The following is a 14,325-nucleotide window of genomic DNA, read 5'->3' as shown; positions in this document are numbered from 1 at the left end:
GCAAAGGCTGTCGTCCCCTTGGGGGGAAGCGGCGAAGCCGCTCAGGGGGGTCATGCCTTCGGCACGAGGTAGCCCACCCCGCGCACGTTCAGCACCAGCTCGGGCCCCAGCTTCTTGCGCAGGCCGTGGATGTAGACCTCCACCGCGTTGCTGCTCACCTCGTCGCCCCAGCCGTAGAGTTTGTCCTCCAGCTGCTGGCGCGACAGCACCATGCCGGGGCGGGCAATGAGCGGCTCCAGCACCGCCCATTCGCGCCCCGACAGCACCACGGGCGTGCCGCGCACGGTGACCTCGCGCGTGGCGGGGTTGATGCTGACGCCCTGGTGTTCATACACCGGCTCGGCACGGCCCGCTGCGCGGCGCAGCAGGGCACGGATGCGGGCCAGCAGCTCGTCCAGGTCATAGGGCTTGAGCACGTAGTCGTCGGCCCCGGCATCCAGCCCCTCGATGCGCTGCGCCACGGCATCGCGCGCGGTGGCCACCAGCACGGGGGTGCGGTTCTTGCGGGCGCGCAGGTCGCGCAGCACGGTCAGACCATCGCGTTGGGGCAGGCCCAGGTCCAGCAGCACCAGGTCATACGCCTGGGTGCGCAGGGCCGTGTCGGCCGCGTCGCCATCGCGCGCCCAGTCCACCGCGTACTGCTCGGCGCGCAGCAGGTCCAGCACGGCTTCACCGATCATGGAATCGTCTTCAACAAGCAGCAGGCGCATGGCAAGGGGGCAGAAAGGTCGGTCGGTCAGAAGTGCAGGAAATGGGCTGGCTGCCAAGGATAGCGGCGGCATGGGCGCTGGCGCAGCACCGGGCTGCCAGAACGACTTGAATTTGACACATCACTGTCACAATGAAAGCGCCACGCGCACACCGTCCGCCCCAGGGGCCGGGCCACCACCACAAAACACAAGGAGCAAGACCGATGGCGATTCCGATGGCATTCCCCCCTCTCCACCACGTTGCTGCGGCCGTTGCGCTGGCCGCACTGGCTTCCACTAGCGCCCAGGCCCAGGGCGTGGTCAACGCGCTGTGCAGCACCGACGCGCCCTGGTGCGAAGCGGCCGCCAAGGAGTTCACCCGCAAGACGGGTATCAAGGTGAACCAGGCCCACAAGGGCACGGGCGAGATTGCCGCGCAGCTGCGCGCCGAGGCCAACAATCCCAAGACCGACATCTGGTGGGGCGGCACGGGTGACCCCTTCTTGCAGGCGGCGGAGCAGGGCCTGCTGGCCGAATACCGCCCCGCCTATCTGCATGACCTGCATGGCTGGAGCGTGCGCCAGTACGCCATGTCGGGCCACCAGGTGGGGGGCTTTTACAGCTCGGCCATCGGCTTTGGCTACAACACCGAAACGCTCAAGAAGAAAAAGCTGCCGGAGCCGCAGTGCTGGTCCGACGTGATCAAGCCTGCGTACAAGGGCGAGGTGGAAATCTCGCACCCCGCCTCCAGCGGCACGGCCTACACCGTGATCGCGGGGCTGGTGCAGCTGATGGGCGAAGACAAGGCGTTCGACTACCTCAAGGCCTTGCACAAGAACACCACCACCTACACCCGCAGCGGCCAGGCGCAGGCGCCCAACGTGGCCAAGGGCGAGGTGGGTGTGGGCATCACCTTCATGTTCAACTTTGAGAAGTGGAAGGCGGACAAGTACCCGGTGAAAACCCAGGCGCCTTGTGAAGGCACCAGCTACGAGGTGGGCGGCATTGCGCTGGTCAAGGGCGCGCGCAACATGGACAACGCCAAAAAATACTACGATTGGCTGATGAGCCCCGAAGGCCAGGCTGTGGGCGCCCAGGTGGGCAGCTACCAGGTGCCCGCCAACAAGACCTTCAAGATGGACCCGCGCATCCCGACGCTGGACAACGTGAAGCTCATCAAATACGACTTCGAGAAATACGGCAAGGCCGCAGAGCGCAGGCGCCTGATCGACCGCTGGACCAAGGAAGTGGAGGCGCTGCCGCGCTGATGCACAGCGCCTGCCGCAGGGCCAGAGCCGACGGCAGGCGCAGGCCATGATCAGCCCAGGCGCACGGGCACAAAGATCTTGTCGCCGTCGCGTTCAATCAGCAGCGCCACCGACTTGCCCGCCTTGGCCATGGCGGCACGCACCTGCGTGATGTCCTTGATGGGCGCGCCGTTGATGGCCAGCAGCACGTCGCCCGGCTGCACACCGGCCGCAGCGGCGGGGCCGCGTGCCTGCTCGATGACCAGGCCCTCATTGAGGCCTGCCGCGCGCCGCTCCTGCGGGTCCAGCGGACGCAATGACAGGCCCAGTTGGCCCTTGCCCACGGCATCGTCGTTGCGCGCCTGCTTGATCGCCTTGTCGCTGGCGTCGCCCAGGGTGGCGGTCAGCTCCAGCGGCTTGCCCTGGCGCCACACCGACAGCTTGGCCTGTTGGCCCGGCTGCGCCTGGCCCACCCAGGCGGGCAGGTCGCCCGAGGCGACGATGGGCTGGCCGTCCACCTGGCGGATCACGTCGCCCGCCTGCAGGCCGGCCTTCTCTGCGGGGCTGCCCTTGCTGACGCTGGCCACCAGCGCGCCTTCGGGCTTGTCGAGGTTGAACGACTCGGCAAACGCCTGGTTCACCTCTTGCACGGCCACGCCCAGCTGTGCGTGGCGCACCTTGCCGGTGGCAACAATCTGGTCTTTGATCTTGGCCGCCAGCTCGATCGGGATGGAGAACGACACCCCTTGGTAGCCACCCGAGCGGCTGTAGATCTGCGAGTTGATGCCGACCACTTCACCGCGCGCATTGAACAAAGGCCCGCCCGAATTGCCAGGGTTCACCGCCACATCGGTCTGGATGAAGGGCACCAGGCTGTCGTCGGGCAGCGAGCGGCCCTTGGCGCTGACCACACCCGCCGTCACGCTGTTTTCAAAGCCGAAGGGCGAGCCGATGGCCAACACCCATTCACCCACCTGCAGGTCGCGTGTGCTGCCCAGGCGCACGGTGGGCAGGTTCTTGGCGTCGATCTTGAGCACGGCCACGTCGGTCTTGGGGTCGGAGCCCAGCACCTTGGCGCGGAACTCGCGGCGGTCGGTCAGCTTGACGATGACTTCGCTGGCACCCTTGACCACATGGGCGTTGGTCAGCACCAAGCCATCGGGGCTGACGATGAAGCCCGAGCCCTGGCCGTGCGTGGGTACGTTGGGCTGGGCCTGCGGGCCCATGCCGCCCGGAAAACCGAACTGGCGGAAGAACTGGTAGAACGGATCGTTCGGGTCCATCTGCGGCGCCCGGCCCTGGCGCGCGGCGGGCTGGCCTTCGTCTTCGCCGTCGTCATCGGTCATGGCGGCCTTGGTGCTGCCCGTCACGCTGATGTTGACCACTGCAGGGCCGTTTTGCGCGGTGATCTGCGCGAAGCTGGGCAAGGCCCCGCCGGGGGCCGCAGGCGTCTGGGCCACGATGGCGGGGGGCGGGGTCAGCGCGCGGGCCTGGTGCCCGGTGATGAGGCCTGCGCCCGTGGCACCCACCGCACCGGCGGCCACCAGGGCCAGGATGAGGCGGCGGGGGGTGGAGGTCAGCGTTGTCGTGTTCATGGTGTGTGCCTTTCCAATCGGAGTTGCGATGGAGGGCAGTGTGGGCACCAACACTTAGACGAAACTTAGAGCGGCTAACAAAACTCCCCTGGCGTCGTTGTCTCGCCTTGTCGTACTGCTTGTACTGCCTGCGGCGAAACGCCTAGCCAGGGCCGCTTCGCTGAGTTTTGTGAGCCGCTCTCAGACCGGGATTCAACACCCTCACTGTTTTTCTGAGTACCGTGGGGGCTTCCTCACGAAGCGCCCGGTCGCCGCACCCCGCAGGTCACACAGCGCCACGGCCTTTCTGGCTTTCGAAATACACCACCTTGCGGGCCCGCATCACGTCGCCCAGGGGCCGGTGCGCAGCCAGCGCCTGCCAGGGGTCGAACACGGCGGCCTCCACCTCGGCGGCCAGGGCTGCGTCAGCAGCCGGGTCCTGCCGTGGCAGGGTGAGCCGGGCCACGGTGGTGTAGGGCGTGGGCCAGTCCACGCTGGCGTCTTCAATGGGGGTGGTGGCCTCGTCCACAAAAGGCTGCAGCTGCAGGTCCCACTGCAGGTCCTGCTGGCGCAGGCGGCTGGAGAATTCGGCATCCCAGTCGTGCTGTACCTGCCTGACGGGCGCGCCGTTGGATGCATGGGGCACGAGGCGCACACGCACGGCATAGGGCCCGCAGGCAATGGGCGCAGCGCTGAACATGGCATGCGATGCAAAGCCCCCAAAGGGCCGCCCAAAGGTCTTGACCGTCTTCGCGATCTGTCGGGCCGCACCCAGCAAGCCATGGCGCTGCACCAGGAACTTGATCAGCGCGCCGCCGCCGTGCGACGCAGCGACCACAAAATCCACAAACTCTGCGCTCTGGGGGAAGGCGAACTTTTCCTGGTTGATGAGCAGGAAGTCCTGGCTTTTTGCGGGCCCGTTGCCCAAGGCAGAGTCGCCCTGCACTCCCCGCACACTGATCGCAAAGCCCCGGATGTCGGGCTTGTGGTCCGCCGCCTTGTCCATGCCGCCGTTGCTCAGCCGCACCCGCACGTCGTACTGCGCCGGCTGCGCGAACAAGCCCTGGGCCGCAAACGCGGGCAGATCGCCCAGCACCTCCAGGCGGCCATACGCGGCGGTCAGCTGCTTGCGGTGCAGCCCCCGCCCGGCGCCATATTTTTGCGACTTGCGCGCCTGCAGCTCGGCAAACTGGCGCGCATAGCCCGCAAAGCGCTGCGCTTCATCGGGTGCCACCACTTCTTTCCACTGGGTGCTGGGGGCGTTGGACATGTGCATGAGCCACCTCGGTTAAGAGCCAGGCGGCATGGTAGCGCGGCACGGGCTTGCCAGGCCAGCCCATCGGCCGTCAGCCCCCGATGAAGCGGTACACGATGGCGCCCCGCACCACTTCGCCCGGCAGCCACCAGCGCACCGGAAAGCCCGCGTGGTTGGGCGCATCCGGGTACTCCATGGGCTCCAGGCAGATACCGTCGCCCGGCTGCCACAGCCAGCCGCCCTGCCCCACTCCACGCCCCCGGTCCCGCGCGGGGTCGGCCTTGAGGCCGTGGCCTGCATACACCTGCACGCCGGGGGCGGTGCTCCACACCTCCATCGCACGGCCGCTCACGGGTTCGCCCAGCAGCGCGGCCAGTCGCAGGCCCGGTGGCGTGATGGATGACGACGGAGGGGCAAGGGGTGCCGCCTGTTCGTCCAGCACCAGGTAGTGGTCCAGCCCGCCCGCCACGGCCAGCTGCTCATGGGGTGTTGCGATGGCGTCCGCCACAGCGCGGGCTTGGCGGAAGTCGAACGGCGTGCCCTGTACGGCCGCCAGCGCGCCCGTGGGACACACATCGGCCGCCAGGGGCGCATAGCGGCTGGCGGGCACCTGCAGGGTGTGGCCGTGGGTGCTGCCCTGGCCTGCCAGGTTGAAGAACGCATGCCCGGTGAGGTTGAGCACCGTGGGGGCATGGAGCACCTCGGCCGTCCAGGCCATGTGCAGCGCGTTGTCGGTCGTGACCTGCAGGTGGAGCTGCACGCACACCGTGCCGGGCACCCCGTCGTCCTCCGTGCGGAAGGTGTGGCTGAGGGAGAGGGCATCGGCCTGCGCATGCTCCACCGCAAACACCTGGAAGCGGCTCCCGCGCGGGCCGCCGTGGTGATGGTGTGGCCCGCTGTTGGTGGGCAGTTGCCGGCGCGATCCATCCGGCAGGGTCAGCGTGCCCGCACGCAGACGCCCTGCCCAGCGGCCGATGAGCGCGCCCATGGAAAGCTGGCCGTCCAGGTAGCCCTGCAGGCTGTCGTAGCCCAGCGCCACATCGGCCAGACCGCCCTGCCAGTCGGGGACCGCCACCTGCACCAGGCGGGCGCCATAGTTGCTCACGGCCACCTGCAGACCGCCGGGGCTGCGCAGGGTGAACAGATCGGTGCGCTGGCCGTGCAGGTCGCGCTGGAATGCGTCGCGGGAGAGTGTGTAAGCCATGGGCCGAGTCTATTTGGTGGCGCTGGCCGTATCGCGCGTGACCAGCCAGATGCCCACACACACCAGCACCAGGGCCAGCAGGTTTTTCCACTCCCACAGCGCCTCGCCCAAAAACAGTGCCGACAGCGCCGCGCCAAAGATCGGCACGGTGAAGTTGAACACCGTGATCTGGCTCACCCGGTTGTGCTTGAGCAGGATGCTCCACAGCGAAAACGCGGCCGACGACAGCAGCGCCAGGTACACCAGCAGCACCGTAGAGCCCCAGGTGAAGCCCGTGAGCGAACCACCCAGCGACCAGCCAATGGCCAACAACGCCACGCCGCCCAGGCCCAGCTGCCAGCCCGTCATCACGACGGAGTCCATGCGCTGCGACACCTGCTTGCCGTAAATGCTGGCCGCGGCCAGCACGAGGGCGGCGATCACCACAAAGCCTTCGCCCAGCAGCGTGAAGTCCAGGTCCAGCGTGCCGCGCCCCAGGTTCACGACCATCACGCCCGCAAAGCCCACCAGGCAGCCCCACAGCTTGGCGTGGCTGAGGCGGTCGTTGTGATAGACCCAGTGCGCCAGCAGCACGCTGAAAAACGTGCCGGTGGCGTTCATGATGGAGCCCTTGACGCCCGTGGTGTGTGCCAGGCCTACGTAGAAGAACACGTACTGCAGCGTGGTCTGCGCTAAGCCCAGCACCACCAACTGGCGCCCGGCCCCGGGCCCCAGGCCCCAGATGACCTTGCGCGTTGCTACAGCCCAGGCCAGCAGGATCAACCCGGCGCCCAGAAACCGCCAGCCTGCGAACACGAGCTGTGTGGGGATGTCATTGCGTGAGATGCCGAACCAGGTGTACCCGGTCTTGATGGCGGGGTACGAGCTGCCCCAGAGCAGGCAACACAGCAGCGCCAGCGCCACCACGACCTTGCGGTCAGAAAATCGGGAATGCCCCATGAGATGCGGTCTTTCAAGGACAACAGCCCTTGCAGGCAAGGGCTGTTGAAGGGGGAACACGAGGGGCCGTGGCCCCGCAAATTTCAGGTCACCGGTGCGGGGTTGAATAACACCAGCGCGTTGTGCAGTTGCCACTGTTCCGCCCAGGTCTTCTTGCGACCGCTGGCCACGTCGAGCAGCAGGTGGAACATCTCCCATCCCAGCTGTTCGATAGTGGCCTCGCCATCGGCGATCTTGCCGGCGTTGATGTCCATCAGGTCGTGCCAGCGGCGGGCCAGATCAGTGCGCGTCGCGACCTTGACCACAGGGCACTCGGCCAGACCGTAGGGTGTGCCCCGGCCGGTGGTGAACACGTGCAGGTTCATGCCGGCAGCCAGTTGCAGCGTGCCGCAGATGAAGTCGCTGGCGGGCGTGGCGGCATACACCAGGCCGCGCTGGTCGCGGCGCAGCTTCTCGCCCGGGGCCAGCACATGCGCAATGGGCGCGGTGCCGCTCTTGATGATGGAGCCCATGGCCTTCTCGGCGATGTTCGATAAGCCGCCCGCCTTGTTGCCCGGCGTGGTGTTGGCCGCGCGGTCCACACAGCCCCGGTCCAGATAGCGGTCGTACCAGCCCAGCTCCCGCACGATAGCGTCAGCCACTTCGGGCGTGGCTGCGCGGCTGGTGAGCTGCTCAACGGCGTCGCGCACTTCTGTGTTCTCGCTGAACATCACCGTGGCGCCCGCGCGCACCAGCAGGTCGGCGCAGAAGCCCACGGCCGGGTTGGCGGTGACGCCCGAGAACGCATCGCTGCCACCGCACTGCACACCCAGCACCAGCTCGCTGGCGGGGATGGTCTCGCGGCGGCGGGCGTTCAGGCGGTCCAGGTGCGGGCGCGCGCTTTGCACGATGTGGTCGAGCATGGACATGAAGCCCACATGCTCGTCGGCCTGCAGGCACACCGTCTCGGGGCCCAGCGCCGCGTCGCGCTCGTCGGTGATGGGGAAGCTGCCCGGGGGCAGCAGCCGGTCGGGCTGCAGCTTTTCGCAGCCCAGACTGACCACCATGACCTCGCCCCCAAAGTTGGGGTTGAGGCTGATGTTGCGCAGCGTGCGGATGGGGATGATGGCGTCGGGCGCGTCAATCGCCACGCCGCAGCCGTAGGTGTGCTCCAGGCCGATCACATCGTCCACATGGGGAAACAAAGGCAGCAGCTCGGCCTTGATGCGGCGCACGGCCTGCGCCACCACACCGGCCACACACTGCACGGTGGTGGTGATGGCCAGGATGTTGCGCGTGCCCACTGAGCCATCGGCGTTGCGGTAGCCCTCGAAGGTGTAGCCCGTCAGGGGTTCAAGCACCGGGGGCTTCACGGTGGCCATGGGCAAGCCCTCCAGAGCACGGGCCGAGGGCATCTGCAGCAGGCGCTCATGCACCCAGCTGCCTGCGGGGATGTCTTTCAGCGCATAGCCGATGGGCACGTTGTAGCGGCGCACCACGCCGCCTTCGGGGATGTCCGCCAGCGCCACCTTGTGGCCCTGCGGCACCTTGTCGCGCAGCGTGATGCCCGCGCCCGGCACACCGTCTGGCAACAGGGTGCCCGCAGGCAGGCCACCGTCGTTGGCGACGATGGCGACGTTGTCCTGGGCATGCATGCGGATGGTGAGAGCTTGTCGCATAGGTCCGTTCAATTCACAAGGTACGCGGGTTTCAATCCGCCCGGTGGCCGAGCCATCACTCCTGCCGGGTCAGCCGCCGCCCTTGAGCACCAGGTCTGGCAGCCACATCGAGAACTGGGGCACATAGGTCACCAGCATCAGCGCCACGATGAGCGCACTGTAGAACGGCCAGATGGTCTTCATCACCTCGCCCACCGACACGCCCCCGATGGTGCAGCCGATGAACTGCGTGGTGCCCACGGGAGGGGTGTTCAGGCCCAGCGCGCAGTTGATCAGCATGACGATGCCGAACTGCTCCGTGCTCATGCCGAACTGCTGGCAGATCGGCAAAAAGATGGGCGTGCAGATGAGGATGGTGGCCGCCATGTCGAGAAAGGTGCCCAGCACGAACAGGATGATGTTCACCGACAGGAAGATCACCCAGGGCGAGGTGCTCATGGACTTGAGCGCATCACCCGTGAGCTCGGCCACACCGTAGAGGCCGATGAGGTAGCCGAACATCGACGAGATGCCGATGAGCAGCAGCACTGTGCCCGTGGTCTTGACGGCCTTGGACGCGGCCTTGAGGAACTGCTCGCGCGTGAGCTTCTTGTAGACGAAGACCGACAGAATCAGAGCCCACAGCACTGCGACCGACGCCGACTCCGTAGCGGTGAACGCCCCCGACAAAATGCCCGCGATGATGATGACCACCACGGCGAGGCCTGGTACCGAGGCGCGGAACGAGATCCACACAATCTCCCAGCCCGGGAAGGTGCCTGCGGGGTAGCCGCGCTTCACAGCCACGAAGTAGGCGGCAGCCAGGTTGCAGATGGTCAGCAACAGGGCCGGCACGATGCCTGCAAGGATCAGCGCCGCAATGCTTACCTTGCCCCCAGCCGCCAGCGTGAAGATGATGAGGTTGTGCGAGGTGGGCATGAGCGCGCCCACCAGCGAGGCGTGGGTGGTCACGTTCACCGCGTAGTCGGCGTGGTAGCCCTCCTTCTTCATCTGCGGGATGAGCACGGCGCCCATGGCCGACACGTCGGCCACCGGCGAGCCCGAGACACCGCCAAACAGCGTGCAGGCCAGCACATTGCTCATGCCCAGGCCGCCACGCACATGGCCCGCCACGCTCTTGGCAAAGTTGACGATGCGGTCGGCGATGCCGCCGTACATCATGATCTCGCCGGCAAAGATGAAGAACGGGATGGCCAGGAACGAGAACGGGTTCATGCCCGAAATCATTTGCTGGAAACCCACGGCCAGGGGCAGGCCTTCGTACAGGATGGTGGCCAGCGAGGACAGGCCGATCGAGAAGGCCACGGGCACGCCCAGCAGCAGCAGCAGCGTGAAGCTCACGCACAGGATGGTCAACGCCATGATGGTGGAATCTTTGTAGGGACGTTAGGGGGCGGAGGGACAGTGAGGCCGCTCAATGCCAGGCGGGCTCTACTTCCGTGCCACGCAGGATGGCGATGATGTGTTCCAGCGAGAACATGGCCACCAGCACGCCAGCCATGGCGGGCGGCACGTACTTGAAGGCTTCGGAGATGCCCAGCGTGGGGATCTTGTACGGTGCCACCGATTCGGCCAGCACGCCGCAGTTCCAGGCCATGACGATGCCGAACAGCAGCACCAGCGCGTGGATCAGCAGCTCGAGCTTGGTGCGCAGCCAATCGGGCGCCAGCACCAGGAACGATTCAAGACCGATGTGGCCCGCATCACGCACGCCCACAGCCATGCCCAGCATGGTCACGTAAAGCACCAGCAGCACGGCGCCGCTCTCGGCCCAGGTGGGGGTGTCGTTGAAGATATAGCGGCCGATGACCTGGTAGAGCACGGCACAGACCAGCAGGACCAGCCCTCCCACCCCGAGCTTCAGGCAGGCGCGCGCAATGAAAGCGCAGAGTCGCGTGTACATAGTGGACATTCAAAAACAACAACAACTGGAAACGGGCAGGCGGCGGGCTCTTCCCGGTCCCGCCTGCCCTGGAGACTCTGGCTTCTGGCTTATTGCACCGCGTCGATGCGCTTGACCATGTCCTGCAGCTTGGGGTCCTTGAGGAACTTGTCGTACACCGGCTTCATGGCAGCCTTGAAGGCCACCTTGTCGATATCCACCACCTGCGCGCCGCCAGCCTTCACCGTGGCCAGGGATTTCTCTTCGCGCTCGTCCCAGATCTTGCGCATGTAGCCCACCGACTCCTTGGCGGCGGCGCGGATGGCCTTCTGGTCGTCAGCGCTCAAGGTGTCCCACACCCGCTTGCTGAACAAGAGGATCTCAGGCGCCATGGAATGCTCGGTCTTGTTGAAGTATTTGGCGACTTCGAAGTGGCGCGAGCTTTCGTAGCTGGGGTAGTTGTTTTCTGCGGCGTCCACCAAGCCGGTCTTGAGCGCGGTGTAGACCTCGCCGAACGGCATGGGGGTGGCGTTGGCGCCCATGGCTTCGAGCAGGGACACCCACAGGTCGCTCTGCTGCACGCGCACCTTCAGGCCCTTGACGTCGGCCAGGGTCTTGATGGGCTTCTTGACGGTGTAGATCGAGCGTGCGCCGCTGTCATAGAACGCCAGGCCCACGAAGCCCTGCGATTCGCAGTCCTTCAGGATCTCGTCGCCAATGGCGCCATCCAGCACCTTGCGCATGTGCTCCTTGTCGCGGAACAGGAAGGGCATGGTGGGCACCATGGTGGCGGGGCAGATGTTGTTCATGGGCGCGACGTTCACGCGCGTCATGGCAATCGCCCCCAGCTTGGTCTGCTCGATGGTGTCCTTCTCGATGCCAAGCGACCCCTTGGCGTAGACCTTGATGCTGTGCTTGCCACCGGTGGCCTTGGACAGCGTCTCGCCCATGTGGCGCACGGCCAGCACGGTGGGATAGTCCTCGGGGTGGATGTCCGACGAGCGGAACTCGGTGGCCTGCGCGGCCAGGCTGCCGAGCAAGATGCCAGCGGCAATGGCCACGCGGCCAAAGAGGTGTGGAACGTTCATGGTGCTTTGTCTCCGGGGTTGAATCGGTTGGGGTGCCGCGCTCACGCGGGCGGGTATGGGGCCTCTGCGAGCCCTCGGGTGCCCGGGCGGGTCACGAAGACCGCGCCGCCATGGGCTACATCGTTGCCCTGCGGCTGGCCGGGGCGGATGGAGGTGATGAAAAGCAGGTCCATGTCGGGCCCGCCAAAACTGCACATCGAGGGCTTGCTGACTGGCACGGCCAGCGAGCGGTCCAGCACGCCCGATGGGGTGAAGCGATGCACCATGCCAGCGTCGTTGGCGCAGGTCCAGTAGCAGCCATCGGTGTCGATGGCCGCACCGTCCGGCCGGCCGGGCAGCGCGCGCATATCCACCAACAGACGGCGCGGCCCCAGGCTACCGTCTTCGTGCAGGTCCAGCGACCAGATCTTTTGCACGCTGGGGTGGCTGTCGCTGAGGTACATGGTGGCGCCATCGGGGCTGAACGCAAGGCCGTTCTGGGTGACCAGGCCTTCGATCAGCGGCGCCGAGAGGCCGCGCGCGTCCTGCCGGTACAGGCCGCCAGCGGGTTGCGCCAGAGACATGTCGCGCACCATGGTGCCGGCCCAGAAGCGCCCCTGGCGGTCACAGCGCCCGTCGTTGAAGCGCATGCCAGCTTGCGGGTGCTGCACGGCAGAGATGAGGGGGCAGGCCAGGGTGCCGTCATCGGCAGGCTGCAGGTGAAAGATGCCCGTGTCCATGCCAGCGATGAGCCCGCCGCTGGCATGCAGCGCAATGCAGGCCAGCCGCTCCGGCGTCGTCCAGCTCATCAGTTGCCGGTCGGCCCAGCGCAGGCGGCGCAGCGCGTGGCCTTCGATGTCCACCCAGTACAGCGCCTGCTCGGCAGTGCTCCACAGGGGGCTTTCGCCCACCTGGTCCTGGTGGTGAGGCAACAGGAGTTCCATGGACCCACTCACTCGAACGGACCGGTGCGCACAAACGGCCCGCCCTGGTAGATCACGGCCGGGTCCGTCAGGTCGGGCTGCGGGTCAGCTGCCTCCACCTTGGCGCGGAAGGGCTCAGAGCTGTCCTGCGGGCGGTAGCCGATGTGGCGGGCGAGTGTGTTGTCCCACCAGGTGGTGGTGTTGTCGCCCATGCCATAGATGATGCTGTGGCCCACCACCGGCGCGGTGAGGCTGGCCATGACCAGGCGCTCCAGGTCGTCGTAGCTCATCCAGGTGGCCAGCATGCGGCGGTTGCGCGGCTCGGGGAAGGAGGAGCCGATGCGCAGGCACACGGTTTCGATGCCGTAGCGGTCAAAGTAGAAGCGCGAAAGGTCCTCGCCAAACGCCTTGGACAGGCCATACAGGCCATCGGGCCGCGCTGGGTCGCGCAGCCCCAACACTTCGTCCTGGCGGTAAAAGCCGGTCACGTGGTTGGAGCTGGCAAACACCACGCGCTTGACGCCTTGCTTGCGAACGGCCTCATAGAGGTTGTATGCCCCCACGATGTTGGCCTGCAAGATGGGGTCCCAGGGCTGCTCGGTGGACACGCCGCCCAGGTGCACCACAGCGTCCACCCCCTCTAGCAGCGGCAGCATGGCACTGGCGTCTTCAAGCCGCGCGGGGCGCAGTTCTTCGCCGGGAGCCTCGCTGCCCAGGTCAGCGATGTCGGACAGCCGCAAGGTGGTGCAGTACGCCTTCAGGCGCGTGCGCAGCTCACGCCCCAGTCCGCCAGCGGCCCCGGTCAATAACAAACGTTGAAAACGGATCGGTGTCGGGTGACAGGGCATGGCTTTTGCGGAGGTTCTTGGTACAGTGGCGTTACAAGCGGTTGAACGTCATCAGTTGTCATACAACGAGGAGGCAATGTACTCCTTTCAACCCGTCCAACACATAGGGATAACACCGAGACATGAGCACCGACATCGCCCCACGCCGCAAGCCCCGCACCCTGGCCCTGGAGCTGGTGGACTCCCTGGGTGACCGCATCCGCGACGGGCGCCTGGCACTGGGCGACAAGCTGCCCACCGAGGCTGCGATCATGGCCGAGTTCAACGTCAGCCGCACAGTGGTGCGCGAGGCCATTTCCAAGCTGCAGGCGTCGGGCCTGGTGGAGACACGGCATGGCATCGGCACGTTTGTGCTGGGCCTTGGGCAGGCCCCGGGCTTCAAGATCACGCCCGACCAGTTCAGCACCCTGCGTGACGTGATTGCGGTGCTGGAACTGCGCATCGGCGTAGAAACCGAGGCCGCCGCGCTGGCCGCGCAGCGCCGCACGCCCGCCAACCTCAAGACCATGCGCGAGGCGCTGGACACCGTGGCGGCGGCCGTGGACGCCGGGCGCGACGCGGTGGCGGCGGACTTTCAGTTCCACCTGGAGATCGCGCGCGCCACGCAGAACAGCCACTTTGCCGAGCTGATGGGCACGCTGGGCAGCATGATCATTCCGCGCGCCCGGCTGGATTCGGTGGAGGCCCCCAATGACGAGCGCAGGCAGTACCTGCGCCGCGTGAATGGCGAGCACGAAAGCATCTACGACGCCATCGTCGGCCAGGACCCCGACGCCGCCCGCGCGGCCATGCGCACCCACCTGGCCAACAGCCGTGAACGCCGGCGGCGTGCACAGGCCGAGGCTGGCTGAAGGCGAGGGGTGGTGGCGATGCGCCCCACCCCATGCGCCGACCTGTCGCCCTGCGGGTCCGAGGCACCCGGCGGGCCCAGGCGGCAGGAAGTGATCCCATGAGTAGTTACCCGGGGTGCCCAAAAATGCACTTATGTTGTACGATGACATACAACAATAAATCCGCAGCGGCCATGCCATGGCGTACG

At 66.6% G+C, this 14,325-nt stretch carries 13 protein-coding genes; 2 read left to right on the top strand and 11 right to left on the bottom strand.

Annotated elements, in window-relative coordinates:
- Positions 1-50 precede the first annotated feature (50 nt).
- Entirely contained in the window at positions 51-710 is a 660-nt protein-coding gene (locus ATF69_RS16920; RefSeq protein WP_056066148.1) for a response regulator, read from the bottom strand.
- 215 nt (positions 711-925) lie between these two features.
- Between ATF69_RS16920 and ATF69_RS16915 the strand changes: the two genes are divergently transcribed.
- Positions 926-1,957: an ABC transporter substrate-binding protein gene (locus ATF69_RS16915; RefSeq protein ID WP_167514365.1), complete on the top strand. Its 1,032-nt coding sequence runs from the start codon at positions 926-928 to the stop codon at positions 1,955-1,957.
- Positions 1,958-2,007: 50 nt separating this feature from the next.
- Here ATF69_RS16915 and ATF69_RS16910 read toward each other — a convergent pair whose 3' ends face one another.
- The 10 genes from ATF69_RS16910 to ATF69_RS16865 form a co-directional block, all read right to left on the bottom strand.
- Entirely contained in the window at positions 2,008-3,531 is a 1,524-nt protein-coding gene (locus ATF69_RS16910; protein WP_146871698.1) for a DegQ family serine endoprotease, read from the bottom strand.
- A gap of 265 nt (positions 3,532-3,796) precedes the next feature.
- Positions 3,797-4,786 (bottom strand): catalase family protein, encoded by a 990-nt coding sequence (locus tag ATF69_RS16905; RefSeq protein ID WP_146871697.1) that lies wholly within the window; start codon positions 4,784-4,786, stop codon positions 3,797-3,799.
- A 70-nt stretch (positions 4,787-4,856) separates the two neighbouring features.
- Entirely contained in the window at positions 4,857-5,969 is a 1,113-nt protein-coding gene (locus ATF69_RS16900; RefSeq protein ID WP_146871696.1) for an aldose epimerase family protein, read from the bottom strand.
- A gap of 9 nt (positions 5,970-5,978) precedes the next feature.
- Positions 5,979-6,908 carry a DMT family transporter gene (locus tag ATF69_RS16895; RefSeq protein ID WP_146871695.1) on the bottom strand — a complete coding sequence of 310 codons (930 nt, stop codon included), beginning with the start codon at positions 6,906-6,908 and terminating at the stop codon, positions 5,979-5,981.
- An 83-nt stretch (positions 6,909-6,991) separates the two neighbouring features.
- Positions 6,992-8,566, bottom strand: coding sequence for a galactarate dehydratase (garD, locus tag ATF69_RS16890; RefSeq protein ID WP_244303753.1), 1,575 nt, complete (start codon positions 8,564-8,566; stop codon positions 6,992-6,994).
- Positions 8,567-8,635: 69 nt separating this feature from the next.
- Positions 8,636-9,928, bottom strand: coding sequence for a TRAP transporter large permease (locus ATF69_RS16885; protein ID WP_056066169.1), 1,293 nt, complete (start codon positions 9,926-9,928; stop codon positions 8,636-8,638).
- A gap of 52 nt (positions 9,929-9,980) precedes the next feature.
- Positions 9,981-10,469, bottom strand: coding sequence for a TRAP transporter small permease (locus ATF69_RS16880; RefSeq protein WP_099729349.1), 489 nt, complete (start codon positions 10,467-10,469; stop codon positions 9,981-9,983).
- A gap of 89 nt (positions 10,470-10,558) precedes the next feature.
- On the bottom strand, positions 10,559-11,536 hold the full coding sequence (locus tag ATF69_RS16875) for a TRAP transporter substrate-binding protein (protein ID WP_056066174.1): 978 nt from the start codon (positions 11,534-11,536) through the stop codon (positions 10,559-10,561).
- A 41-nt stretch (positions 11,537-11,577) separates the two neighbouring features.
- Positions 11,578-12,459, bottom strand: a complete 882-nt coding sequence (locus ATF69_RS16870; RefSeq protein WP_146871693.1) for an SMP-30/gluconolactonase/LRE family protein — start codon at positions 12,457-12,459, stop codon at positions 11,578-11,580.
- Positions 12,460-12,467: 8 nt separating this feature from the next.
- Positions 12,468-13,286 (bottom strand): NAD-dependent epimerase/dehydratase family protein, encoded by an 819-nt coding sequence (locus ATF69_RS16865; protein WP_146871692.1) that lies wholly within the window; start codon positions 13,284-13,286, stop codon positions 12,468-12,470.
- A 122-nt stretch (positions 13,287-13,408) separates the two neighbouring features.
- On the opposite strand from ATF69_RS16865, the gene ATF69_RS16860 reads away from it, so the two are divergent.
- Entirely contained in the window at positions 13,409-14,137 is a 729-nt protein-coding gene (locus tag ATF69_RS16860; RefSeq protein ID WP_056746871.1) for a FadR/GntR family transcriptional regulator, read from the top strand.
- Positions 14,138-14,325: the final 188 nt, after the last annotated feature.

The organism is Acidovorax delafieldii (assembly GCF_007993815.1).
Classification (GTDB): Bacteria; Pseudomonadota; Gammaproteobacteria; order Burkholderiales; family Burkholderiaceae_C; genus Acidovorax; species Acidovorax delafieldii.
The sequence above is the reverse complement of the archived record's forward strand: the minus strand, read 5'-3'. Positions and strand labels throughout refer to the sequence as shown.